Genomic DNA, 22,608 nt, shown 5'->3' with positions numbered 1-22,608 from the left:
GTCGCGCCGGGACCGCATTCCATTGCGCAGCTGCGAGCCGGAAGTAAAGGTGGTCAGTTGTACGGCAGCGGTTTGAACCCGAATACCAGGTTGCTCGCGGCGGCCTCGTCGACCTCGGCGTAGGTCTGTGCGATCTGGGCCAGCGCCTGGCCGGTCCGCATCAGCTCTTCCTGGGCTGCTTTGTGCAGAGCCAGCAGGTCGGCGGCATCGGCGTGGAAAGCGGTAACGGCCTGCAGCGAGACCTCATCGGCCCCGGCCGGGATGAGGCTGGTCACCGACATCGACGCCTTCGAACCGGCCGCCAGGCTGTCCAGACCGATATTGACCATTTGATCGCCAATGTCGGCGACCACCGGATGAAATGTCATAGATTGCATTTTCGTACCCCTCGATGGCGTAGTGCCGAAAATCTCTGCACGACATGAAAGTGGCAGAACGTCCATTCCTGAATGGCTTTTCGGCTGGCACCAATACATTTCGCACTGCAATGTGGCGAATAACGTGATACCGAACTTACGGCGCCGGGACACGGGTGTCGCGCTTGTGAGCGAAAGTCGGAGTTAGCGGCGATTTCCTGGTTTTGCGCATTGTGCTCACGGTTTGGTGCCGGCCCGGGTAGCTGGCCGCTTTTCGGGTGGGCCAATTCGGCGAGGTCTAGAATCGAGCCATCGTTCTTGCGCATCGGGCCTGTTGACCGCCGGTTTCCGGCGATCGTCGGCACGGCTCGTGCACCGATCGACAGGAGCAGCAGGCAGATGGATTCCATGTCCCACGACCCGGCCGCCGGCGACATTGGCTCACAGTTGGTCGACATTGGCAGCCAGGGTTTGAGCGCCGGAAGCACGGCGGCGATGTCGGTGCTGAGCGGGCTGATTCCCGCCGGCGCCGAAGAGGTCTCTGCGCAGGCGGTGCTGGCCTTTGCTCAGGAAGCGGCCTCGATGCTGGCGTCGAACACCGCGGCTCAGGAAGAACTGATGCGCACCGGCACCGCGCTGACCGACATTGCCCGCATGTACAGCGACTCCGACGACAACGCCGCGGGCGCGTTGACGTTCAGCGCCGCCGCCATGTCTCGCCCCGCCAGCGCGACCGGCTCGACCGGCGGTGCGGGTCTGTTGGGTGGGTTGCCGGCGCAGGCGCAGGCCGAGGCGCTGGCGCGCAGCCCGCTGGTGTCCCAGGCGGTGGAGGCATCCTCGTCGCCGATGGTCTCGACGGCAGCCAGCGCCGGCTCGTCGGCGATGGGCGGTGGCGCTCCGGTGGGCAGCGGGATGGGTGCCGGTGCGCCGGCTGGTGCTGCCAAGCCGGGTTTGGCCTCAGCCACCGAGCCCGCCGACGACGACGATCGAGACGCAAACGAACAGGTGCAACCGGGCGAACGCCTGACGTAGCGAGCTGTGTTCGGCGGCCGGGCCGGCCGCACAGTTGGTGGCAAAAGCACCCGGCCTTACCCGGCGCAGCGCGGCGTTGCCCGCACGCCTATCCGTGGGGCCTATCCGTGTGCTCGGCCGGGTCTCCTACGCTTGCCGTGTTACCCATCGTGAAGGAGGCATGTAGTGACCAGCCCCGATATGGCCACCATCTTGCGGAACATGAAGGTTCCCGAGCGGATGACCGGCAGCCAGGCGCTGCGTGACTTCTTGCTGATCTACGTCGACGACGAAGAGTCGCTGGCAAGTCCGGAACGGCTCAAGCAACTCAACGGGCTGCTCATCCTTTCGCATCTCGAGGTGGTCAACGCGCTGGGGGCGGTGGAAGCGAGTATCGCTGAACAACACATCGAGAACTTCCGCCAACAGCTCAACAGAAAACCCCTATGGCGCAGATGGATCTAGGCGCGCTCCGCGGGTAGGCCAGCGGCATGCGGTGGATCGTCGACGCCATGAACGTGATCGGTAGCCGCCCGGACGGCTGGTGGAAGGACCGGCACGGTGCAATGGTCGTGCTGGTGGACAGGCTGGAGCGCTGGGCCGGCGCCAGTGGCGACCAGGTGACCGTCGTGCTGGAGCGGCCGCCGAAAACACCCATCGACTCCTCAGTCATCCAGGTAGCACACGCGCCCCGGGCTGCGGCCAACTCCGCCGACGACGAGATCGTCCGCCTGGTGCAAGCCGACCCCGAGCCCAGCGAGATTCGGGTCGTGACTTCGGACAAAGCACTGACCGAGCGGGTACGTGAGGCCGGTGCTTCGGTCTACCGGGCGGAGGCCTTTCGCGACCTTATCGATCCACGGGGCGCCAAATCCAAAGAACGCCATGGCGATTGAAATGCCCGCTCGCAACCGGGTCTGTGCGCTGGCCCGAAGCGAGGTGTCGATAGTCCAGGCGCCCATGACCTACATCGCCGGTGCCCAACTGGCGGCGGCGGTGTCCAACGCCGGTGGGCTGGGCATCATCGAGACCACCTCGGAGCAGGGCCGAGCCGACTTGCAGCGAGTGCGCGATCTCACCGACCGTTCGGTGGGAGCCAACATCGCGCTCATGGTCAACCGCGACCCGGCCGTCGTTGATCTCCTGGCTGCCAACGGGATTCGCTTCGTGACCACCTCGGCCGGTGCTCCTTCGCTACTCACCGCCCGGCTGCACGATGCCGGCATCACCGTGTTTCATGTGGTGGGAACGCTGGCGGCGGCCAAGAAGGCCGTCGACGCAGGCGTGGACGGCCTGGTGGTCGAAGGCGTCGAAGGCGGCGGGTTCAAGAATCGGTTCGGCGCTTCGACCATGGTGCTGCTGCCGCTGGTGGCTGCCCACGTCGATCTGCCGATCGTGGCCCAACTAGGGCGGACTTTGCGCCCATTTCCGCGCCGCGACACATAACCTGGGCACACGACACGCCGAAAAGTGCTGTCCTGGTTTATATTTGGTGCCGCGTATTCGTGCGGCACCATTCACGGCGCTCGATCGTCGCGTCGAGTTGTCGCCCCAGCGGGCTAGCCGCCCAACGCGGCAAGGGCCGCATCGTAATCGGGCTCTTGCGCGATCTCGGGCACCAGCTCGGTGTAGGCGACGTTGCCGTCGGGGCCGATCACCACGATGGCCCTGGCAAGCAGCCCGGCCATCGGACCGTCGGAAATCGTGACGCCGTAGTCCTCGCCGAAGCTGTCCCGGAAGGCCGACGCGGTGCTGACATTTTCGGTGCCCTCAGCGCCGCAGAAGCGCTTTTGGGCGAACGGCAGATCTTTGGATACGCACAGCACGCTCGCGCCGCTCGCCGCGGCGCGCTCGTCGAAGGTGCGCACACTCGTCGCGCATACCGGTGTGTCGATGGACGGAAAGATGTTCAACAACACCGACTTACCCCTGAACTGATCGCTGCTGACCTCCGCCAGGTCGGCACCGGTCAGTTTGAACGCCGGGGCTGGTGATCCGACAGAGGGTAGGTCGCCGACAGTGTTGATCGCGTTTCCGCGCAGGGTTATCTGTGCCATGGGCACAGTCTGCCAAGGCCACCGACGCAGCTTTCGGGCAGGTCTCCGCTCCCCGGCTGTCCTAATTCGTGGGGTGCATGGCGTAGACGACATGGCCCGGTCTGCTCAACACTGGGATCATGCCCCGCAAAGTGGTGATCGTCGGGTTCCCGGATGTCCAGGCTCTCGACATGGTGGGACCTCATGAGGTATTCACCTCCGCGTCGTTGCTGACCAACGGCACATACGAGGTTGTCCTGGCCTCGGTCGGCGGCCGGCCCATCAGCACCGCAACCGGCCTGGCCTTCGTGGCGGCGCCGCTGCCCGATCCCGAGGACCCCATCGACACGGTCATCGTGCCCGGCGGCGGCGGGGTGGACGCCGCGCGATCCGACGCAGCGCTGATGGACTGGGTCCGATCTGTTTCGGGCCGCGTCCGCCGCTTGGTCACCGTTTGCACGGGTGCGTTCCTGGCGGCCGAGGCGGGGCTGCTGGACGGTTGCCGGGCGACTACGCACTGGGCGTTCGCCGAGCGGTTGGCCCGCGATTTTCCTGCTATCGACGTCGATCCCGACCCGATCTTCGTCCGCAGCTCCGAGACGCTATGGACCGCCGCGGGCGTTACCGCGGGAATCGACCTCGCCCTGTCACTGGTCGAGGACGACCACGGCACCGAGGTCGCCCAGACGGTCGCTCGCTGGCTCGTGCTCTATCTGCGGCGCCCCGGCGGACAGACCCAATTCGCGGCTCCGGTGTGGATGCCGCGGGCCAAGCGGAATGTGATCCGCACGGTGCAGGAAGCCATTGAGGCGCAACCGGGCGGTTCGCACCGCATCGACGGTCTGGCTCAGCAGGCGGCGATGAGTCCCCGGCACTTCACCCGCTTATTCACCGACGAAGTGGGCGAGGCGCCCGGTCAATACGTCGAACGCGTCCGTACCGAGGCCGCGCGCAGGCAGCTGGAAGAAACCAACGACACGGTCGTGGCAATCGCCGCGCGCTGCGGCTTCGGCACCGCAGAAACCATGCGGCGCAACTTCATTCGCCGCGTCGGCATCTCGCCGGACCAATACCGCAAGGCGTTCGCCTAAGTGAGGAGACGATAATGACCCAAATCGCATTTGTGGCCTACCCGGGTTTCACCGCGCTGGACATGATCGGCCCGTACGAGGTGCTGCGGCAGCTGCCGCACACCGAGGTGCGCTTCGTCTGGCATGAAGCCGGTCCAATCACCGCCGATTCCGGGGTTCTGGTACTGGGTGCCACCCACTCGCTGGCTGAAACACCCTCGCCCGACGTGATTCTCGTACCCGGCGGTCCCGCGACCCCGGTACACGCGCGCGACGAGAAACTGCTGGAGTGGTTGCGTCAGGCCCACCGGACGGCCAGCTGGACGACGTCGGTGTGTTCGGGCTCGGTGATTCTGGCCGCCGCCGGCCTGCTCGAGAACCGGCGCGCCACCTCGCACTGGCTGACCATTCCGGCGCTCAAGGCCTTTGGCGCCATCCCCGTCGCCGACGAGCGAATTGTGCATCAGGACAACATCATTACCAGTGCGGGCGTCTCCGCGGGGCTTGATCTGGCACTGTGGCTGGCCGGGCGGATGGGCGGGGAATCCCGCGCCAAAGCGATCCAGCTGGCGATCGAGTACGACCCACAGCCACCGTTCGACTCTGGCCACATGTCGAAGGCTTCGGCCACCACCAAGGCCGCAGCGACGGCGCTACTGTCCAAGGACAGCGCCAAACCGGCCAACCTCAAGGCCGCGACGCTGCTCGCGTGGGATCAGGCGCTGAGCGCGGCGCGCTCGCGGCGGCGCCGGCGGCAGCCCGCTACCTCGACCGCCTAGGGCTACGCCTTGGGCTGCAGAAACTCCTCAGATGCGAACCTGCCGCCGGCCTGCAGCCAGGCGCTGACCGCCTGCGGCGCATCACGGTTCGGGTTGTAGATGTCTTCCTCGCTGCAGAACAATCCGTTGCCGGCGTAGACGAGCCGGGTCCAGTTCGGGAACCAGAAGGGCTCACCGCCGGGATCAGTAGGGTGATCGAGCAGGTTCTTGATCATGACGACAACGGCGTCGTTGTCTTCGTCGTAAGCGATCCAGCCGGACGGGAAGCGCATGTGCGGGAACGGGGCCATCACGGCGACGATCCAATCCCGCACCGCCTCGCGCCCGCGAAAGACCCCATAGTGGTGCTCGGTGTAGACGACGTCCTCGGTGAATAAATCCGCAAACGGCCGCCAGTCCCCCGTGGCGGAACATTCCTCGACGACCGCCGTGTAGTGCCGGACGGCTTCTTCGATCTCGGCTTTGGCGAACTTGCCCATACCGGACACACTAGAACCTGTTGCGCTGACGGTCACCGGTAAAAAAGGGGGATGGCGAATGGGTGTGTTGGACTTGTTCGATTTGCACGGCAAAACGGCCCTGATAACCGGGGCGTCCACCGGAATCGGCAAGAAGGTGGCGTTGGCCTACGTCGAAGCCGGGGCCCAAGTGGCCTTAGCCGCAAGGCATTTCGACGCTGTGGCGGCGGTCGCCGAGGAGGTTGCCGCGGCCGGCGGCAAGGCGCTGCCCATCTGCTGCGACGTGACCCAACAAGCGCAAGTGACCAGCATGGTGGACCAGGTGACCGCGGAGTTGGGCGGCGTCGACATCGCGGTGTGCAACGCCGGAGTGGTGGGCGTCGTGCCGATGCTGGACATGACACTTGAAGAGTTCCAGCGCATTCAGAGCACCAACGTGACCGGCGTGTTCCTCACTGCCCAGGCGGCGGCCAGGGCAATGGTTCAACAGGGCCGGGGCGGTGCCATCGTCACCACCGCTTCGATGTCGGGCCACATCGTCAACATCCCTCAGCAGGTGGGCCACTACTGCGCGTCCAAGGCCGCGGTCGTTCACCTGACCAAAGCCATGGCAGTGGAGTTCGCCCCGCACCGGATCCGGGTGAACAGCGTCAGCCCTGGCTACATACTCACCGAGCTCGTCGAGCCGTTAGCCGAATACCACGCGTTGTGGGAGCCGAAGATTCCGCTCGGCCGCATCGGGCGACCCGAAGAGCTGACCGCCCTGTATCTGTATCTGGCCAGCGAGGCGTCCAGCTACATGACCGGTTCGGACATAGTGATCGACGGTGGATACACCTGTCCTTGAGGCGAGTTTCGGGTGCGCGCTCTGCGCCGCGAGCGCGGGACAGGTCTGGCTGGTGAAAAGCACTGAGGTGCTTGCCCATTCGACTGATTCCTGGTCGCCGGGGCTCGCGGCGGTGGCCGAGTTGGATGGCGCCATCCGCCCGGACGGGCAGGCCGCGCTGGTAGTGCAGACGTTCTTCGGCGTCACCAGCCGGCCCGTCCCAGCCGACCGGGTCGACGGGGTCGCCAAAGCGCTTGAAGGCGTTGATGCCTGCGCCCTGTATCAGATCGGGTACTCCTGTGCACCCTTCCACTGCCCGGACTGCGCGGCATCGTACTGCGGTGAGCACTGGAGCTGGCGAACCTTTGAAGACGATCCCTACAGCGGTGTCGAGGGCGACTGCCCGTTAGGGCACTTCCACGTGCTGGCCTACTGAATCGGACAGGGCCGGCCGAACCGGGTACGCACGCCGGGCGAATACAGCGCACGCAGTCGCTCGCCGGCGATCGTTACCCCGCTCGCGTCCACCAGATCGTCGTCTAACTCGACGATCTCGGCTGTCTGCAACGGCCACGTTTCGTGTTCGTTCGGTACCCACCAGGTCCGGCCGGCCCTGCGGGTGTGTGCGCCCCAGCGCGCGGTAAGCCAGATCTCCAGGGGCGTCGGTTCGATCACGTCGCCAACGGTGACCGTCAGCAAGCTGCGCAGCCCACGACGTGGCCAGCGCCGCACACTGTGATAGGTGATGTGGTCGTTCGATCGCGTTATCCGCATCTTCGCCCAGGTGTAGGGGACGCCGAGGCTGATCCGGACAGTGGGCACCACGGCGAGTCGCGCAGTTTCCAGTGACCGGAAGACGACGCCGTGGCGCCCGGCGTCATCGATCGAGTAGAGCCGGACGTTGGTCTCCGGGAAGCTGCCGAAGTACGGCAGCGGCAGCGCGGTGCCAATCGTGGTGCGGCTCATGATGAATGGGACCAGCGCGACGTAGGTCATGCCGTCGGCGAAGACGTCGGGGCGGGTTCCGGGCGGGTAGAGGTGTTCGACGCTTTCCGGGCGCACCGGCCAGTGCACGAAGGTCAGCTCACCCCAACACTGGTCGAACGTCACCGGGCCACGCAGGGGCGGCGGCGTGACCGGATACCCGGCAAGGGCGGAACGCGCACTGGATCCGATATCCGACGGGTCCGGCAGGACGGTCATCGCTACATCTTGGCACGCGGCTTATTGCCCGCGTCGATTTCATCCCCAACGCGGATTACGCCGGACAACGCAGTACACATCACCGGCCCGCCATCCGCCGGCCTTCTTGTCCTCGTCGCGGAAATGAGTGCTCCGGAACGTGGTAGCGGACGTTGCTGAGCAAGCGCCTCATCGTTGTCAATTCGCCCTCCGGCGAGACGGGATAAGACGAAACAATTCGCAGGTTCTGAAAGTAAGCGCCGGCGGCTCGCCAGGGAATTGGCGACAATGCCACGATCGGCCGGAATTGACGGCAACCTGCACAGGCTCGCGGTCTAGATGATCCCGAAGCCGTGCAGGGCTTTGAACCCGAACCAGATCCCGAATACCAGCCCCACGACGACCATGATCGGCCGGTTCTTTTCCCGCAGCCAGCGCAGGATCCGGTCCAGCAGGGACCGCGACTGATCGGGGAAGAAGGCCGCCAGGCCGATGATGAGCAGGTTCACGCTCGTGGCCAACAATACGAAGGCGATGTAGGAGGCGATGTTGGCGACTCGATCCAGCCCGGCGTTACCGATCACGCTGATCGCGGCCAGCGTGAAGACCCAGGACTTTACCGAAACCGTGACCACGCCGGCGCCGATGAACAACGCCTTGGTTGGTGTCGCCGACATCAGCATCGTCATCCACTTGGGCGGCGGCGAATTGGGATCGTCGTCGCTCAACAGCTCGCGCGCCGCCGTGACGAGAAACAGCAGGGCGACCACCAGCAGGACGGTCGACATGATCCAGTGGTGGGAGCGATCGTTGCCGGCGGTGCGGGCTCCCCAGTGCAGGATGGTGCCGAAAACGAGGCCCTGCAGCAGCCGGGTTCCCACGTGTCCGCTGATCCACGCGCCGGCCGCACGGACCCGAGATGGCGTGCCCAGCAACATGATCGTGATCGCGATCTCGATCGGTTCCAGCGCGCCGCCGAGGATCAGCGGGATAAGACTGCTCCACATGGCGATCTCCTATTGCGAGCCGAGGGCCGAGCGCATCTCGGCCTCGGCGATCGCTGCGGCCAGATCGGCGGCGCGCGGCTGGACGGTCGCGTCGATGCGGTCGATGCGGCCGGTGAATGCGAAACCCTGGCCATACGGCGCGACCGGCGATCCGGTATCGACTCCGACGTCCAGGGTTTCGCCGCTCATCGAGAACCGGAACGGAACCGTGCGCTCGATGTGGCCGGTCGCCACCTCGGACCCGTTGACACGCAGCGTCACCGATGCGCCCTTGCCGAGGCCGCCACCGTCATAGTCAAACGAAAGGCCAAGGGCGACTGCGCCTTCCGGCAGCGGATCGGCCGCGGCCACCGTGGTGAGTTCATGTCCGAGATAGTTGTAGGTGAAGGCGGGGATGCCGTCTTGCACGTACAACGTCCAACCGGCCATCGACCCGCCGATGCAGATCACCACTCCCCGGGCACCGCCTTGCGGTATCTGTAGCTGTGCCCGCAAGTCGAATGACGTGCTGGTGTAGGCCAGCGTCGCGGGCTCCGGGATGCGCACATGATCGGCGTAATAGGTCGCCGAGGTGCGGTCGCCGAGCAGATTCGGGCGATTGGCGGGCAACGCACGGGCCAGCGTCGCGTCGCTGAGCGGGTAGACGTCATACTTGCGTGCTTCGGCGTCGAAGACGGCCTTGAGTTCGGCGAGTTTGTCGGGGTATTGCTCGGCGAGGTCGACACCCTGGCTGAAGTCGTCGCCAATGTGATACAGCTCCCAGCGCTCGGTGTCGCCGAACGGGTGGCTCCCGGTACGCACCCAGGGCAGTCGGCCATGGAAGCAGGACGCTATCCAACCTTCTTGGTACACAGCGCGATTGCCGAAGATCTCGAAGTATTGGGTGGTCCGGCGGCTATCGGCGGCCGCGGAGTCGAACGAGTACCGCATGCTGACGCCCTCGATCGGTTTTTGTTCGATTCCGTTGACCCGCTGCGGCATCTCGATTCCGGCGGCATCGAGGATGGTGGGCACGATGTCGATGACGTGATGGAACTGGCTGCGCTGCTCCCCTGCTGCGCTGATTCCCCGGGGCCACGAGATCGCCAGTCCGTTACGGGTTCCCCCGAAATGGGACGCCACCTGCTTCATCCACTGAAACGGTGCATCCAGCGCCCACGCCCACCCGACGTTGTAGTGGTTTTCGCATCGCGCAGTGCCGAAGTCGGCCATATGAGCCAGCAGCCATTCCGGGTCTTCAGGCAGCCCGTTTTGAAACGCCGGGCAGCTCCACGCACCGTGTAGCGTTCCCTCTGCCGAGGCGCCGTTGTCGCCGCACACGTAGATGAATAGCGTGTTGTCCCATTGCCCTAACTCGTCTATGGCCTGGACGACCCGGTCGATCTGAGCATCGGTGTGGGCCAGGAAGCCGGCGTATACCTCCATCAGGCGCCGGGCCACCGGCTTGTACCGATCGTCGTAGTCCGCCCACCCGGGAATCTGGTCGGGCCGCGGCGTCAACCGCGTTCCGGGCGGAACGATGCCCAGCTCGACCTGACGGGCAAATATCCTGTCCCGCAGGGCATCCCAGCCGTCGTCGAAGTGGCCGGAAAACCGGTCCGACCACTCCGGCCACACCTGGTGCGGACTATGTGTCGCGCCGGGAGCGAAGTAGACGAAGAACGGTTTGTCCGGCGCCGACGTCTGCTGCAGCCGGATCCATTCGATCGCTTTATCGGCAAGGTCCTCGCTGAGGTGGTAGTCGTCGCGCCCGACATACGGCTCAACCGGTGTGGTCTGGTCGTAGAGTGCCGGTTCGTACTGGGAGGTATCACCGCCCAGGAAGCCGTAGAAGCGTTCGAAGCCGAGGCCGGTCGGCCAGCGGTCGAACGGGCCGGCGGGGCCGATCTCCCAGGTCGGGGTGAGGTGGGCCTTGCCGAACAGCGCCGTGTTGTAACCGTTCATCCGCAGAACTTGCGCCACCGTAGCGGTGCTTTGTGGGATCACGCTGTCGTAGCCGGGGAATCCGTAGGCGATTTCGCAAATGGTGCCCATGTGCGCACTGTGATGATTGCGGCCGGTCAGCAGTGCCGCGCGTGTCGGCGAGCACAAGGCGGTCGTGTGAAACTGGTTGTAACGCAGGCCGTTAGCTGCGATCCGATCCAGCGCCGGTGTCGGGACGGGCCCGCCGAATGTCGATGAGGCGCCGAAGCCGACGTCATCGAGCAGTACGACGACGACGTTCGGCGCGTCGGCGGGTGGGTAGGTGATCGCCGGCGTGACCGGGGTGGAATCAGCGGCCGATGGATTGATGACGCCGCCGAACGGTTTCTCTGCACCCGGTAGGTCGACCACCGTGCCTCCTTTGGATTGTGATCTGCTCGCGCAATTACAGCTGCTTAGCACTGAACTTCTGGAATCGCTCGACATTTGCGGATTAAAGTGTGTATCGCGCCGGGTGGTTCCGAATGACGGGGTCGCCCAAATCGAGCAGTGGAGGACCAATGAAGATCACCACGATGATAAAGACCGCAGTAGCGATCGTGGGCATGACGACGATTGCGCTCACCAATGCACCGATTAGTTCGGCCGCCTATCCGATCACCGGCAAACTCGGCAGTGAGCTGACAATGACGGACTCGGTTGGCCAAGTCGTTCTCGGCTGGAAGGTCAGTGACCTCAAATCCAGCACCGACACCATTCCCGGTTATCCAGTGGCCGGCCAGCTGTGGGAAGCGACCGCCACCGTCAACGCGATCTCGGGCCCTGTCACCCCGGCTATCTCGCAGTTCAACGCCCGCACCGCCGACGGCGTCAACTACCGCGTCCTCTGGATGGCTTCTGGTCCCAACACCATTAGCGGAGCCACGATCCCCCGGGGTGCGCAAGCCAGCGGCAAAATCTACTTCGATGTCACCGGCCCGTCGCCGACCATTGTGGCAATGAATAACGGAATGGAAGATCTGCTGATTTGGGGACCGTGAGCCGTCACTAATGCGCGCCCAATACACCACTGAGGTATTGCGCGCGGCAGGCCCGGCGCGCCAGCTTGCCGCTGGTGGTGCGCGGAATTGCGCCGGCGGGCAAAAAGCGGACGTCGGCGACCGTTAATCCGTGCCGGTGCGACACGGCCGTTCGGATCGCCTCGATTGCCGGCTGCGGATCTGCGCGGCTGGTGCCCGCGGCGCGTTCGGCGATGATCACCAATTGCTGGTCATCTTGCGGGTCAGGTAAATCAGCAGGAACCGTGAATGCCGTGACGTATCCACGGCGCACCATCGGCGACGCTTCGGTCGCGGTGGCCTCGAGGTCCTGCGGATAGTGGTTGCGCCCATCGATGGTCACCAGATCGGCGATGCGGCCGGTGACATACAGCTCACCGTCGAGGTATACGCCGAGGTCGCCGGTTCGCAGCCAATTGCCCGCGATCACCGAACCGTCGGCGTGGCTGCCTTCGCTCAGCTGCGATTGCAGTTTGGCGCCGAATGTCCGGCGGGTCTCTTCGGGCCGCGCCCAATACCCCCGGCCCACGTTGTCGCCCTGCAGCCAGACTTCGCCGACGTCGCCATCGGGCAGTTCGGTGCCGGTATCGGGGTTCACGATCACTCCCCACAGGCTGCGCGCGACCTGACCGCACGACACTTGCACCATCGCGTTAGGGGCATCAGGCGCGACTCGTACCGCCTTGTTGACCGCCAGTTGCTCGCGGTCGAAGTAGGCAACCGTCGGCTCGGCGTTGTGATCGATGGTGGCGATCATCAGGGTTGCTTCGGCGATGCCGTAGGAGGGCTTGAACGCGGTGCGCGGTAATCCGTAGGGCGCGAAGGCTTTGTTGAATGTCGTCACCGCGTCGATGCTGACCGGTTCGGAACCGATGATCAGCACGACGTTGCGCAGGTCGATGTCTTCGCCGTCGGTGGGCAGTCCGCGCTGCGCGGCCCACTCGTAGGCGAAGTTCGGTGCGGCGGTGACCACGCGCCCGGTCCGTGACCCGGCTGACAACGCCTGGATCCATCGTTGCGGCCGGCGCACAAACGCGGTGGGCGACATCAGGGTGGAGTGCCCGCCGTAGACCGCCGGAAAGCCGATCATGGACAGCCCCATGTCGTGATAAAGCGGCAGCCAGCTGACCCCGTGGGTGTTTCGGTTCAGTAGGTCGATCGACAGGATCATCTGCACCAGGTTGGTGCCGACCGCTCGGTGGGTGATCTCCACGCCGGCCGGCGGCCGCGTGGCACCCGAGGTGTACTGCAGATGGGAAACGGCGTCCATGTCCAGGTCCACGTAAGTGAACTGGTCCCCAGCTGAATCGGGTATCTGATCGATGAGGATGACGCGGGGCCGCTGCACCTGCGGGAGGCTGGCCAGAAATCCCTCGACCGCGGCGTTGGCCGTCGTCGTCGTCAGCACGACCGTGGGCTGCGAATCGCGAAGCGCCGTCTCGAGACGCTCGGCGTGGCCCGGCAATTCGGGGGCGAACAGCGGCACGGCGATGGTGCCTGCCTTGATCGCCGCGTAGAAGCCGGCTACATAGTCGATGCCCTGGGGCGCCAGGACTGCGACGCGGTCGCCGGGGTCCGCGTACTGCTGCACCTGCGCGCCGATGGCTTCCAGTCGGACGCCGAGTTGCGCCCAGGTCACCTCGTGGGCATGCCCCTCAGAGCGCGCGTAGTCCAGGTATCGATAGGCCACCAGATCGCCGACGTTTGCGACGTTGCGCTCGATGAGTGAGATCAGTGTGGTCCCCGCCGGCAAGGCGATGCCGCCGTCGACGCCCAGGCAATCCTCGATCTCTAGCAGGCCTTTTGGCGCCACGGAGTCCTGCCGCGAACCGGAATTCATACGCGCAGTGTATTCAAGCGCTCTCGTCGGGAACGGGTTCGTGCTCGCCGAATGTGCACTCCCTGCGAAATCCGCCGCCGGTTCTTCGCGCCCAGTGCACGCTCGGCGCCATCGGCGATCCCGTCAGCAGTACGATCACTCGCGATGAAATCGGCCGACTACATCGCTGCGCTACAACGCGAGGGCAATCGGATCGCTGCTGTGGCTCAACTAGCCGGGCTGGCCCGAGCGGTTCCCAGCTGTCCCGGGTGGAATGTCGCCGATCTGGTGTGGCATGTGGGCAATGCGCACACCTTCTGGAGGCAGGCTGCCGCCGGAGCCGTCGCCGGACCCGATACGTATCAAGAGCCCACTCGGCCCGCCGACGAGGACGTTGTGCAGTGGTTTCGTGACGGCTTGCAGGACACTCTGGACACCCTGGGCCGGATGGACCCCGGCACGCCCGCGTGGACCTGGGGACGCCGCAAGGACGTCGGCTTCATCCTGCGCCGCGTTGCCCATGAGACCGCGGTGCACCGTTGGGATGCCGAGACGGCGGGTGGGGCCGACGTGCCCGTCGAGAAGACCTTGGCCGCAGACGGCGTCGCGGAGTTCCTCGACGATGTGCTGCCGGGTATGTCCAACGATCTGGACGGCCCCGTGCAGACAATTTCGTTGCGCGCCAACGACATCGACGCGGGCTGGACAGTTCGCGCCGGAGGCGGAGCGTGCGAGTCCGCGTCGGCGGGCACCAGCGCCGACGTCCGCGTGAGCGCGACCGCATCCGACCTGCTGCTGCTGCTGTGGGGCCGTCGCAGCATCGATTTAGTGAACGTCGACGGCGATGCGGCTGCGCTCAAAAGGTTTCTGGCGCGAGCAACGTTTTGAAGCCTAGGACGCGGGCTCCTGCTCATCGGGTTCGTCGGGTTCGAAGAACGGAGCACCGAAGTCCGGAACTTCTAGCGGCTCGTCATCGCGTATGGCCGATACGGCGCCGCTGAGCAACGGAGCCAAGCCCGCAAACGAACCAACGTCGAACAACAGCAGCGTCAACAGCCGGTTGTGCACGTAGCCGAACGAGGCGCCGGACTCCGGATCTGCCCATCCGACCGTTCCACCCAAGCCGATGTGGCCGTATCCCTCCAAAAACCCTGGCACCGGGGATGATTGGTAGCCCTGGTGGTAGGTGAACGGAAGACCGAGATTTAGATCCGGCCACAGCTCGGCCTTGCCCTTCATGCCGGCCACCGCCTCAGACGAGAGCAGCCGGGTTCCGTCGATCATGCCGTCATTGGCCAGCACCGCATACGTCTTGGCGAGCGCACGCGCGGTCACCACGCCGTTGACCGCCGGCAGCTCACCGTCCAGGAAAGGCATGTCGCCCTGCAACATCGACATCATGCCCGGGAAGTAAATCGAGCCCAGCAGCCCGGAGAACGACAGGCCCGCGACTTTCGGCGCGATGAAATCGAGCAGCGGAGTCGGAATCTTGGCTTGGGGAACCAGCGTCTGCGCCGCTACGGTCGGTGAGTGCGCCGGTGGCCGGCCCAGATGCAGACCGTCGGTATTGAGCGGGCGGGCCAGCTCTTCGCGGAACAATTCGCGCATCCCCTTACCGGTCACCGCACGGGCCAGACCTGAGAGCAGCCATCCGTAGGTAATGGCGTGATAGGCCATTTTTCCGTGCGTGCGGTCCAGCGGCGCAGCGGCAAGCCGCTCCTCCATCAGGAGGTGGTCCATGACCTCGTCCTTGCCGACGCCCTTGAGGTGTGACAGCCCGGCCCGATGCCGCAACACATCGCTGACGGTGATCTCGGACTTGCCGTTGGCCGCGAACTTCGGCCAGTATTCGGCGACGGGCGCGTCGTAGGCCAGCAATCCCCGGTCGACCAGCAGATGAATGATGGTGGCCGCCAGCCCTTTGGTCGCCGAGAACACCATCGCGCCGGTGTCGGCGGTCCATGCCACCTCGCCCTTGCGATCCGACCAGCCGGTCCACACGTCGACGACCGGCCGGCCCTCGAAGTAGACCGAGAGCGCGCCGCCGCCGAACTTGCGGCCCGGGTACAACCCGGCGAACGCGCGAATGACATTGAGGAAGCGTGAATCGCAGGCACCCTGGACTCCGGAGGGCAGGCCATTGTCGGCGGTGAGGAGAGACGGTTCAGCCATACCGTGCATGATTGCAGCACCGTCGACGACCCGCGCATGGGAATCCCGGTTTCCCACGATCCAATTCACGGTTCGGCGGGAATTGGCCGGCTGTCGTCGCGTCAGCGATACGATTCCTCAGCGACGAACACCGCGAGAGCCGGTCCGCTCCAGGCGAAGGGACAGCTGATGTCGTTTGTCGATGTGGTGCCCGAGTTAATGGTCGTTACCGCAAGGGATTTGGCCGGAGTCGGGACGACGATCGGTTTGGCAAGCAGTGCCGCCGCGACCCCGACCGCAAACCTGGCAGCGGCGGCTGCCGACGAGGTGTCGGCGGCCATAGCGGCCGTGTTCGGTGGGCACGCCCTGAGCTATCAGGCGCTGAGTGCGCAGGTGATTGCGTTTCACGAGCAATTCGTCAGGGCACTGGGCGGCGCAGCGGGCTCGTACGCCGTCGCGGAGTCGGCCAACGTGGCGATCGCGCAAAGTGTGCAGCAAGAGGCGTTGACCCTCATCAACGCACCCGCTCAGGCGCTGTTGGGACGCCCATTGATCGGAAACGGCGCCAACGGTGGGCCCGGACAGGATGGCGGCGCCGGCGGATTGCTCTACGGCAACGGTGGCAACGGCGGCAACGGCGGGCCCGGCCAGGTCGGTGGTAACGGCGGCAGTGCGGGACTGCTGGGCAGCGGCGGGATGGGTGGCGCCGGTGGCGCCGGTGCGGCCGGCGGCAATGGCGGCTCGGGAGGGTGGCTGAGCGGAAACGGTGGCGCCGGGGGGCCGGGTGGTGCCGGTTTGGCCGGCATCAACGGCGGCATTGCCGGACGTGGCGGCAACGGCGGCAACGCCATGTGGTTCGGCAACGGCGGAATGGGCGGACAGGGTGGTACCGGCGTGGCGGGGGCAGACGGTGTGAACGCGACAGTGACCGGCACCGCAGCAACCGGCTCCAACGGCGTCCTCGATGTAACCAGCGGATCCAATGCCACCGGCACTAATGGCGGTGATGGCGCCGATGGTGGGCTTGGTGCCACCGGCGGAACGGGCGGGCCCGGCGGACTCGCGATCGCGCAGACGCCGGACCCGACCCCAGTAAACGCCTTCGGCGGCAATGGCGGCGCCGGCGGTTTCGGTGGCCACGGCGGCGCCGGGGGGAACGGCGGTTTGGCCAGCAGCAGCAACGGCACCGCTATGGCAGGCGCGGGCGGCAACGGGAATGTCGGCAGTGCGTCCGGCGGCGCAGGTGGTGGCGGCGGTACTGGCGGAGGGGCCACCACCAATACGGGGTCGCTGGCTTCCGCGGGCCCCGGTGGGGCCGGCGGAAGCGGTGGCACCGGCGCTGCTGGTGGTCATGGCGGCACCGGGGGTGCGGGCGGCACTGGTGGACATGGCGGGCTGCTGATTGGCGATGGTGGCGCCGGCGGTGCGGGGGGAACCGGCGGCGCTGGGGGCACCGGCGCCGTCGGCGGAACCGGCGGCGGTGGCGGCATCGGTGGTGAGGGCATAAACGATACGACTGAACAGGCCGCCGGCGGCTTTGGCGGTGCCGGCGGCGACGGTGGCACCGGCGGCAGCGGCGGCACCGGTGGCAACGGCGGTGCCGGCGGCGACGCCGGCGCCAGTGGGTTGCTGGCCGGCAATGGAGGCAACGGCGGTAATGCCGGTGTCGGCGGCGCCGGCGGCGCCGGCGGTATTGGCGGTGCGGCTGGTAACGGTGGTGCCGCCGGTCAAGGTAACGCCGCGGTCGGTGGTAGCGGCACTGGTGGCAACGGCGGCGCCGGCGGCGACGGTGGCACCGGGGGCAGCGGCGGCAACGGCGGCGGCAGCACTACCGGCGGGCTCGGGCGTCCGGGAGGAATTCTGTTCGGTCAGGCCGGCACCAACGGCAGCGCGGGCGCCGGCGGCGCAGGAGGGATTGGCGCGACCGGCGGTGCGCTTGGTTCCGGCGGTGCGCTCGGCACGGGTTCGACCACCAACGGGACACCGGGAGCGTCTGGCAACCCGGGCGGCACGGGCGCGAACGGCCAACCCGGCTAGTTACATCCAGAGGCGGCCCAGCGCCTCGGCCATGGCTTCGGGATCCTGTTTGTCGGCGTTGCAGCTGATCGCCACCGAAGTACGCCGGTCGCTGCTGACGCGGAATGCGGTGACGAACCCGGCCCAGGCGCCGTCATGGTCGAGCATGCCGTTGGCCAGTGCGAAGATCCCTGCGCCGTAGCGGTCGCCGCCGCCAGGTTCGGTTTCCACCGCTCCGGCGAGTTGCGCATCGAGCAGTTTCGGGCCGCCCACTTTGCCGGTTCGGTAGTTGTCGCCCCAGCGGACCAGCTGGCTGGGCGTGGTCTGGATGCCGCCGTCGCCGATCTGCTCCCAGGCCGAGTCGGCCAACCGGTACTCGCCGTCGGTCTTGGTGTACGACAACGCCTTGCCGGGCAATCGCGTCACCGGGTCCAGCACCATAACCAGACCGAGCGGCTTGAAGATCTCTGCGCTGAGGTAGTCCGGAAGCGGCTGCACGGCGACGCGGTGGACGATCTCGCCGAGCAGCAGATAGTTGGAGTTGGAGTACTCGTACCGGCTGCCCGGCTTGAACACCAACTCCGGTGCGCCGGCCAGCGCTTGCAGAGCCTGGGCCTCGGTAGTGCGATCGCCGTAGCTGTACCCCTGCTCCTGGAGCAGCCCGACGTAGTCGGGAATGCCGCTGGTGTGATGCATCAACTGCGCCAAGCTGACTTGCGTCGCCCACGCCGGCATGTCCGGCACATATTGGGAGAGCGGATCGTCGAGGGTCAGCTTTCCCGCTTCGGCCAGCAGCAGGATCGCGGTGGCGGTGAATTGCTTTGACACCGAAGCGATGTCGAACACGGTGTCCGTGGTGATCTTGGCCCCGGTTCTCAGGTCGGCGATGCCACGCGTCCCGGTCCAGGCGATTTTGCCCTCGATTCCCACCGCCGCCGAGCAACCCGGTTCGTCGTTTTTCGCCGCATCGTCCAAGACGGCCTGACTGCTGTGGGCCTTGAAGGCAGAGGTTTCCGTGGTGGTGGCGGTGGTGGATCCGGCCGCTGGTGTCGGGTGTGGGCTACCGCCGCACGCGGCGACAAGCAGCGCCACCGCGAAATGCCCAAGGGGTCCGCCGACGCGCCGCCGCTGGGTTCGAACCTCAGGCATCGCTGCGCAGCAGCCGCCCGACCACCGAACGATTCGGATCGGCCTCACGTTCGGCCAGCATCAGGGCGATGCCCTCCTCGATCGCTGCGGCAGTACGCTCGCGCACCTTGCGTGCGGCGTTGTCGTCGGCTTCCTGCCCGTGGAACTCACTGGTGTCGATCGGCTCGCCGAACCAGTAGTACTGCCGTTCCGGGCGCGGCAGCGGAGTCAGCCCGACGCCGCGCACGAGCGGTGGACCGTCAGGCGTGCCCAGCAGCTTCTCGGTGAGAAATTGCATGGGCGCCATCACCAGGGACTGGTTGTCGAACAGAATGTCGATGCCGTGTTCGGCCCCCACCGAGGCGAACGGCACAATCGGGTACCCGTGCTGAATTGCCAAGCGTGCGAACCCAAGTCGGTTCTTCCACACCAGCTTGTATTGCTCGTTTTTGCGCTTGTTCACCTCCCGGCCGCCGCCGGGGAACACCATGACCAGTTCGCCACGCCGCATCAACTCCGAGGCGATCTCCCTGGTGCCCTCGACGACGCCCATCTGCGTCAGCGCTTCTCGCCACCCCGGCACCTTGAAATGCGCGTGGTCGCCCAGGGAACGGACCATTCTCCCCCGTTCCCACAGCTCGGCGGCGAGCAACGGCGCATCGACCAGGCCGAGGGTGTTGTGGTTGCCCACTAGCAACGCACGTTCGGTCGGCACGTTGTCGATGCCGTAGACCTTGGGCTTGATCAGCCTGCGCAGCGGCTTCATCAGGCGCAGCGCCGCGGCGACGTCGGATTGAGTGGGCGCGGGAGGAACTGTGAGGGTCTCGGCGTTCGGCACATCGTGAGTATGCCCTTGACGATGCCCGATCGGCGATGGTTTTGCGTCGCGGTAGGGTACGCGGCAACGCAATATGGCATCACAGCGGGCCAGGTCAGCTGTCACACCGGGAGTCAGGCATGTCAGGTCGGAAGTTCACGTTCGAGATCAACAAGACCAGCACCGCGCCGGCCGCGACGGTGTTCCGGCTCGCAACTGACGGTGCACGCTGGTCGGAATGGGCGAAACCGATTGTCGCGCAGTCGAGTTGGGTGCAACAGGGCGATCCCGCACCGGGCGGCGTCGGGGCCATCCGCAAGCTCGGGATGTGGCCGGTGTTCGTTCAGGAACAGACCGTCGAGTACGAACAGGATCGCCGTCACGTCTACAAGCTGGTCGCGCCGTCGACCCCGGCCAAGGACTACACCGGCGAGGTGGTCCTGACGCCAAATGCCTCCGGCGGTACCGACATCCGCTGGAGCGGCTCGTTCATCGAAGGGGTTGCCGGCACCGGCCCGGTGATGCGGGCGGCATTGGGCGGTGCGGTCAAGCTGTTCGCCGGGCGCCTGGTGAAGGCGGCCGAGCGTGAAGCCGGTACCGCGCGCTAGCGTCCGTTCGAGCTAATTCGAGCCGACCTCGTCCTGATACTTCTTGGTCATGTGCTCGATGGCCTGCAGATGAGTCTGTGCCAGGTCGTCGCGCGCTGCGCTGGCCCGCGCTGCGGCATCGAGCGTCGGTTGAGCCTGACCCTGAAAATGCGGGATCACCTCCGCGGCGAACAACTCGGCCGATCGCCTGGTAGCCGCCGGATTGGCCCACTCGTGTCCCATCTGCAGCATGCAGCCGAATCCGCCCGACTGATCCCAGAGCCGCTGCACCTGGGCTCGCGCCCGCTCCGGGGACCCGATGACTCCGGCGCCGTTCGCGTTGATGATGTCGATCATCTCGTCGAGCTGCTCTCCGGGCATGGTCATCTGGGGAAAAGCTGCCACCTTCTGGAAGTAGCGGAACCAGGGTTCGATGCCGAATTTGACGTCTTCGCGCGCCTGCTCGTCGGTTTCGGCGATATGGAACGGCCCCACCAGGCTCCAGTTCTTGCGGTCGACCCGGGTGCCGAAGGCCGCTGCGCGCTCTTCGACGATGCCCCAGTGGTAGGCAAGCGCGTTGAAGCCTTCGACGGTCAGGGTCGCCCCGATGGACAACAGGCCGATACCGTGCCGGCCGGCCAGCCGCGCCCCGGTCGGCGACGCGACCGCGGCTACCGCCAGTGGGATTCCGCCGTCGGAGTACGGTGCCAACTGCAGCTGGGCGTCGACGAGCTGGTGCGTGGCGGTCTTGGCGGTCACGGTCTCGCCGGCCAGCAGGCGCGCGAGAATATCCAGATTGGTCTCCAGCAGTTCGCGAGTGTCGGTGGGGTTGAGCCCGATCATCGCCGAATCGGTGGGCAGTGATCCCGGCCCCACTCCCCCGATGATGCGGCCATGGGTGAGGTGATCGAGCAACATCAAGCGGTCGGCGACCCACAGCGGGTTGTGGTACGAGAGTGAGATGACTCCGGTGCCGAACCGGATCCGCTTGGCCCGCTCGGCGGCTGCTGCGATGAAAACCTCTGGCGAGCTGATGATCTCGCTGCCCGCTGAGTGGTGTTCGCCTAGCCACACCTCATCGAAGCCGAGGGCGTCGAGATGTTCGACGAACTCCAGGTCGCGCTGCAGGGCCAGGGTGGGATTGGTGCCGGCGCGATGGAATGGGGCGATGAAATATCCGAATCTGAGCTTGGCCATTGGGGGCTCCCTTGCGATCGGCTTGACCGAACCTTAGCCCGCGGGAGACCAAAAGCCGATGGGGCCAGCAGGTGGCCCCATCGGCTGAATTGCTCAGAAACGATGCTCGATCACGGGTAGCCGCCGCAGACGTTGCCGACGCACCCGCCGCCACCGCCCGGTCCGCCGCCACCGCCACCGACTCCGGGGATCGTGCCGCCGCCACCGCCGGGTCCGCCACCACCCGTGGGACCACCCGGCACGCTGCCGCCCCCGCCGTTGGGACCGCCGCCACCGCTGGGACCACCCGGAACGGTGCCGCCGCCACCGCCAGGACCGCCAGTACCGGAGGGACCTCCAGGTGCGGTTTCCGACGGGCCCGGTGACCCGGACGGCGCACTTGTCGTCGTCGGCGTGGTGGTTGTCGGGGAGGTGGTGCTGCTGGGCGCCTTGTTACCGCCGCCGCCGCAGGCGACTGCCATGACAAGCATGGCGCCGCCGCCGAAAACCGCGAACGCTGTCCTGGCTTCAGATCTCATCGAGTCCCCACTCTCCATCATTATCTCGAGCCACTGTTGTCTCAGGTACCGGTTCTCATACCCCTTTTTCGGATGTGAAAACGGGTTGGCCGGGTTCACATCGGCCGGGGCCGAGATCGAGTTTTCGCTCACCTCATTTCGGGGTTGCGGTGATGCCGCCGCCGTTCTGCCGCTCCGGGCTTACTGTCATTTGTCGATTTACTTGTCAATTACTCAGTGTCATGTCAATTTTCTTGACCCGGCCGACGCTTGTGCGAAAAGCATTATTTACTCGCAATGTTCATTTAGCAGAGACAGTAACTGCCGGTACGGCAGTCCCGCCAAACCCGTTGGCAGGAGCGAACTTCGATCCGATCACGGTGAGACTGATCTTGACATTGTGCGCGGAGCGGAGACTCCACTTGGCGCGTGTAAAGAGAATTAGCAATCGTCTTTGAAAATTATTACAGTTAGATAACGGTTTGGCCTTTCCGCGATAATTGGCGTGATTGGCTTCGGGTCTGGACGTAGCTTGTCCGCTACGACTTCAAAGAAGACAACCAATTCCGGGTCGGGGCCAGTGGCCGGTTGTCGTGAGTTCTGATTCTGGCTTGATGCCGCCTGAGAGAGGTTGTAGCGATGAACTTTTCAGTGTTGCCGCCGGAGGTCAACTCTGCTCTGATACTTGCT

The 22,608-nt window shown here is 65.7% G+C and carries 22 protein-coding genes and 2 pseudogenes; 12 read left to right on the top strand and 12 right to left on the bottom strand.

Annotated features, from left to right (window positions below; all coding sequences use genetic code 11):
- Window positions 1-53: 53 nt before the first annotated feature.
- Window positions 54-368: a PE family protein gene (locus tag BST12_RS08625; protein ID WP_245850152.1), complete on the bottom strand. Its 315-nt coding sequence runs from the start codon at window positions 366-368 to the stop codon at window positions 54-56.
- Between the two features lie 387 nt (window positions 369-755).
- On the opposite strand from BST12_RS08625, the pseudogene BST12_RS34595 reads away from it, so the two are divergent.
- From BST12_RS34595 to BST12_RS08605, 4 genes and pseudogenes are all read left to right on the top strand, one after another.
- Window positions 756-1,049 (top strand): annotated as a pseudogene (locus tag BST12_RS34595) (PE family protein); the annotation flags it as partial.
- Between the two features lie 504 nt (window positions 1,050-1,553).
- A complete protein-coding gene (locus tag BST12_RS08615) occupies window positions 1,554-1,832 on the top strand; it encodes a hypothetical protein (protein ID WP_083112695.1) in 279 nt (92 codons plus the stop codon).
- Between the two features lie 26 nt (window positions 1,833-1,858).
- Window positions 1,859-2,263, top strand: a complete 405-nt coding sequence (locus BST12_RS08610; RefSeq protein WP_083112694.1) for an NYN domain-containing protein — start codon at window positions 1,859-1,861, stop codon at window positions 2,261-2,263.
- A pseudogene (locus BST12_RS08605) lies at window positions 2,253-2,777 on the top strand (NAD(P)H-dependent flavin oxidoreductase); the annotation flags it as partial. The gene BST12_RS08610 and the pseudogene BST12_RS08605, both read left to right, overlap by 11 nt.
- A gap of 149 nt (window positions 2,778-2,926) precedes the next feature.
- On the opposite strand, the gene tpx reads toward BST12_RS08605, so the two are convergent.
- Window positions 2,927-3,424 carry a thiol peroxidase gene (tpx, locus tag BST12_RS08600; RefSeq protein WP_083112693.1) on the bottom strand — a complete coding sequence of 166 codons (498 nt, stop codon included), beginning with the start codon at window positions 3,422-3,424 and terminating at the stop codon, window positions 2,927-2,929.
- 119 nt (window positions 3,425-3,543) lie between these two features.
- Here tpx and BST12_RS08595 point away from each other — a divergent pair, with 119 nt between their 5' ends.
- Together BST12_RS08595 and BST12_RS08590 are read left to right on the top strand one after the other, a co-directional pair.
- A complete protein-coding gene (locus BST12_RS08595; RefSeq protein ID WP_083112692.1) occupies window positions 3,544-4,494 on the top strand; it encodes a GlxA family transcriptional regulator in 951 nt (316 codons plus the stop codon).
- Between the two features lie 14 nt (window positions 4,495-4,508).
- A complete protein-coding gene (locus BST12_RS08590; RefSeq protein ID WP_083112691.1) occupies window positions 4,509-5,252 on the top strand; it encodes a DJ-1/PfpI family protein in 744 nt (247 codons plus the stop codon).
- 2 nt (window positions 5,253-5,254) lie between these two features.
- Here BST12_RS08590 and BST12_RS08585 read toward each other — a convergent pair whose 3' ends face one another.
- Window positions 5,255-5,731 carry a nuclear transport factor 2 family protein gene (locus BST12_RS08585; protein WP_083112690.1) on the bottom strand — a complete coding sequence of 159 codons (477 nt, stop codon included), beginning with the start codon at window positions 5,729-5,731 and terminating at the stop codon, window positions 5,255-5,257.
- Between the two features lie 58 nt (window positions 5,732-5,789).
- On the opposite strand from BST12_RS08585, the gene BST12_RS08580 reads away from it, so the two are divergent.
- Window positions 5,790-6,557 (top strand): SDR family oxidoreductase, encoded by a 768-nt coding sequence (locus BST12_RS08580; RefSeq protein WP_083112689.1) that lies wholly within the window; start codon window positions 5,790-5,792, stop codon window positions 6,555-6,557.
- A gap of 52 nt (window positions 6,558-6,609) precedes the next feature.
- Window positions 6,610-6,972, top strand: a complete 363-nt coding sequence (locus BST12_RS08575; RefSeq protein ID WP_139801556.1) for a hypothetical protein — start codon at window positions 6,610-6,612, stop codon at window positions 6,970-6,972.
- On the opposite strand, the gene BST12_RS08570 is transcribed toward BST12_RS08575, so the two are convergent.
- The 3 genes from BST12_RS08570 to BST12_RS08560 all read right to left on the bottom strand — a co-directional run bounded on the left by BST12_RS08570 (window position 6,966) and on the right by BST12_RS08560 (window position 11,059).
- The gene (locus BST12_RS08570) at window positions 6,966-7,739 is read right to left on the bottom strand and encodes a YqjF family protein (protein WP_083112687.1); all 774 of its coding nucleotides are present in this window, start codon (window positions 7,737-7,739) and stop codon (window positions 6,966-6,968) included. The genes BST12_RS08575 and BST12_RS08570 overlap by 7 nt on opposite strands.
- A 314-nt stretch (window positions 7,740-8,053) precedes the next feature.
- Window positions 8,054-8,725 carry a GAP family protein gene (locus BST12_RS08565; protein WP_083112686.1) on the bottom strand — a complete coding sequence of 224 codons (672 nt, stop codon included), beginning with the start codon at window positions 8,723-8,725 and terminating at the stop codon, window positions 8,054-8,056.
- A gap of 9 nt (window positions 8,726-8,734) precedes the next feature.
- Entirely contained in the window at window positions 8,735-11,059 is a 2,325-nt protein-coding gene (locus tag BST12_RS08560) for an arylsulfatase (RefSeq protein ID WP_083112685.1), read from the bottom strand.
- Between the two features lie 149 nt (window positions 11,060-11,208).
- Here BST12_RS08560 and BST12_RS08555 point away from each other — a divergent pair, with 149 nt between their 5' ends.
- On the top strand, window positions 11,209-11,688 hold the full coding sequence (locus tag BST12_RS08555) for an MPT63 family protein (RefSeq protein WP_083112684.1): 480 nt from the start codon (window positions 11,209-11,211) through the stop codon (window positions 11,686-11,688).
- 7 nt (window positions 11,689-11,695) lie between these two features.
- On the opposite strand, the gene BST12_RS08550 is transcribed toward BST12_RS08555, so the two are convergent.
- A complete protein-coding gene (locus BST12_RS08550) occupies window positions 11,696-13,546 on the bottom strand; it encodes a fatty acyl-AMP ligase (protein WP_083112683.1) in 1,851 nt (616 codons plus the stop codon).
- A gap of 144 nt (window positions 13,547-13,690) precedes the next feature.
- On the opposite strand from BST12_RS08550, the gene BST12_RS08545 reads away from it, so the two are divergent.
- Window positions 13,691-14,413 (top strand): maleylpyruvate isomerase family mycothiol-dependent enzyme, encoded by a 723-nt coding sequence (locus BST12_RS08545; RefSeq protein ID WP_245850150.1) that lies wholly within the window; start codon window positions 13,691-13,693, stop codon window positions 14,411-14,413.
- Window positions 14,414-14,416: 3 nt separating this feature from the next.
- Here the strand turns inward: BST12_RS08545 and lipD are convergent, their stop codons facing one another.
- A complete protein-coding gene (gene lipD, locus BST12_RS08540) occupies window positions 14,417-15,697 on the bottom strand; it encodes a lipase LipD (protein WP_083112800.1) in 1,281 nt (426 codons plus the stop codon).
- A gap of 168 nt (window positions 15,698-15,865) precedes the next feature.
- On the opposite strand from lipD, the gene BST12_RS08535 reads away from it, so the two are divergent.
- Window positions 15,866-17,713 (top strand): PE family protein, encoded by a 1,848-nt coding sequence (locus BST12_RS08535; protein WP_083112799.1) that lies wholly within the window; start codon window positions 15,866-15,868, stop codon window positions 17,711-17,713.
- Here BST12_RS08535 and BST12_RS08530 read toward each other — a convergent pair whose 3' ends face one another.
- Both BST12_RS08530 and BST12_RS08525 read right to left on the bottom strand, forming a co-directional pair.
- Complete coding sequence (locus BST12_RS08530) at window positions 17,714-18,841, bottom strand: serine hydrolase domain-containing protein (RefSeq protein ID WP_083112681.1); 1,128 nt, start codon at window positions 18,839-18,841, stop codon at window positions 17,714-17,716.
- The gene (locus BST12_RS08525; RefSeq protein WP_083112798.1) at window positions 18,834-19,586 is read right to left on the bottom strand and encodes a lysophospholipid acyltransferase family protein; all 753 of its coding nucleotides are present in this window, start codon (window positions 19,584-19,586) and stop codon (window positions 18,834-18,836) included. Before BST12_RS08525 ends, BST12_RS08530 begins: the two co-directional genes overlap by 8 nt.
- Before the next feature lie 191 nt (window positions 19,587-19,777).
- Between BST12_RS08525 and BST12_RS08520 the strand changes: the two genes are divergently transcribed.
- Window positions 19,778-20,245, top strand: a complete 468-nt coding sequence (locus BST12_RS08520; RefSeq protein WP_083112680.1) for an SRPBCC family protein — start codon at window positions 19,778-19,780, stop codon at window positions 20,243-20,245.
- Window positions 20,246-20,257: 12 nt separating this feature from the next.
- Here BST12_RS08520 and BST12_RS08515 read toward each other — a convergent pair whose 3' ends face one another.
- Window positions 20,258-21,421, bottom strand: coding sequence for an LLM class flavin-dependent oxidoreductase (locus tag BST12_RS08515; protein WP_083112679.1), 1,164 nt, complete (start codon window positions 21,419-21,421; stop codon window positions 20,258-20,260).
- Between the two features lie 110 nt (window positions 21,422-21,531).
- Complete coding sequence (locus tag BST12_RS31925; protein WP_170062085.1) at window positions 21,532-21,939, bottom strand: hypothetical protein; 408 nt, start codon at window positions 21,937-21,939, stop codon at window positions 21,532-21,534.
- Window positions 21,940-22,608: the final 669 nt, after the last annotated feature.

The sequence above is a fragment of the Mycobacterium angelicum genome, from assembly GCF_002086155.1.
Classification (GTDB): domain Bacteria; phylum Actinomycetota; class Actinomycetes; order Mycobacteriales; family Mycobacteriaceae; genus Mycobacterium; species Mycobacterium angelicum.
The sequence above is the reverse complement of the archived record's forward strand: the minus strand, read 5'-3'. Positions and strand labels throughout refer to the sequence as shown.

What these genes read in the sequence shown, in the direction of transcription:
- BST12_RS08625 (WP_245850152.1), bottom strand. Translation starts at nt 368, where the DNA reads ATGACATTTCATCCGGTGGTCGCCGACATTGGCGATCAAATGGTCAAT.
- BST12_RS08610 (WP_083112694.1), top strand. Translation starts at nt 1,859, where the DNA reads ATGCGGTGGATCGTCGACGCCATGAACGTGATCGGTAGCCGCCCGGAC.
- tpx (WP_083112693.1), bottom strand. Translation starts at nt 3,424, where the DNA reads ATGGCACAGATAACCCTGCGCGGAAACGCGATCAACACTGTCGGCGAC.
- BST12_RS08595 (WP_083112692.1), top strand. Translation starts at nt 3,544, where the DNA reads ATGCCCCGCAAAGTGGTGATCGTCGGGTTCCCGGATGTCCAGGCTCTC.
- BST12_RS08590 (WP_083112691.1), top strand. Translation starts at nt 4,509, where the DNA reads ATGACCCAAATCGCATTTGTGGCCTACCCGGGTTTCACCGCGCTGGAC.
- BST12_RS08585 (WP_083112690.1), bottom strand. Translation starts at nt 5,731, where the DNA reads ATGGGCAAGTTCGCCAAAGCCGAGATCGAAGAAGCCGTCCGGCACTAC.
- BST12_RS08580 (WP_083112689.1), top strand. Translation starts at nt 5,790, where the DNA reads ATGGGTGTGTTGGACTTGTTCGATTTGCACGGCAAAACGGCCCTGATA.
- BST12_RS08570 (WP_083112687.1), bottom strand. Translation starts at nt 7,739, where the DNA reads ATGACCGTCCTGCCGGACCCGTCGGATATCGGATCCAGTGCGCGTTCC.
- BST12_RS08565 (WP_083112686.1), bottom strand. Translation starts at nt 8,725, where the DNA reads ATGTGGAGCAGTCTTATCCCGCTGATCCTCGGCGGCGCGCTGGAACCG.
- BST12_RS08555 (WP_083112684.1), top strand. Translation starts at nt 11,209, where the DNA reads ATGAAGATCACCACGATGATAAAGACCGCAGTAGCGATCGTGGGCATG.
- BST12_RS08550 (WP_083112683.1), bottom strand. Translation starts at nt 13,546, where the DNA reads ATGAATTCCGGTTCGCGGCAGGACTCCGTGGCGCCAAAAGGCCTGCTA.
- BST12_RS08545 (WP_245850150.1), top strand. Translation starts at nt 13,691, where the DNA reads ATGAAATCGGCCGACTACATCGCTGCGCTACAACGCGAGGGCAATCGG.
- lipD (WP_083112800.1), bottom strand. Translation starts at nt 15,697, where the DNA reads ATGGCTGAACCGTCTCTCCTCACCGCCGACAATGGCCTGCCCTCCGGA.
- BST12_RS08535 (WP_083112799.1), top strand. Translation starts at nt 15,866, where the DNA reads ATGTCGTTTGTCGATGTGGTGCCCGAGTTAATGGTCGTTACCGCAAGG.
- BST12_RS08530 (WP_083112681.1), bottom strand. Translation starts at nt 18,841, where the DNA reads ATGCCTGAGGTTCGAACCCAGCGGCGGCGCGTCGGCGGACCCCTTGGG.
- BST12_RS08525 (WP_083112798.1), bottom strand. Translation starts at nt 19,586, where the DNA reads ATGAAGCCGCTGCGCAGGCTGATCAAGCCCAAGGTCTACGGCATCGAC.
- BST12_RS08520 (WP_083112680.1), top strand. Translation starts at nt 19,778, where the DNA reads ATGTCAGGTCGGAAGTTCACGTTCGAGATCAACAAGACCAGCACCGCG.
- BST12_RS08515 (WP_083112679.1), bottom strand. Translation starts at nt 21,421, where the DNA reads ATGGCCAAGCTCAGATTCGGATATTTCATCGCCCCATTCCATCGCGCC.
- BST12_RS31925 (WP_170062085.1), bottom strand. Translation starts at nt 21,939, where the DNA reads ATGAGATCTGAAGCCAGGACAGCGTTCGCGGTTTTCGGCGGCGGCGCC.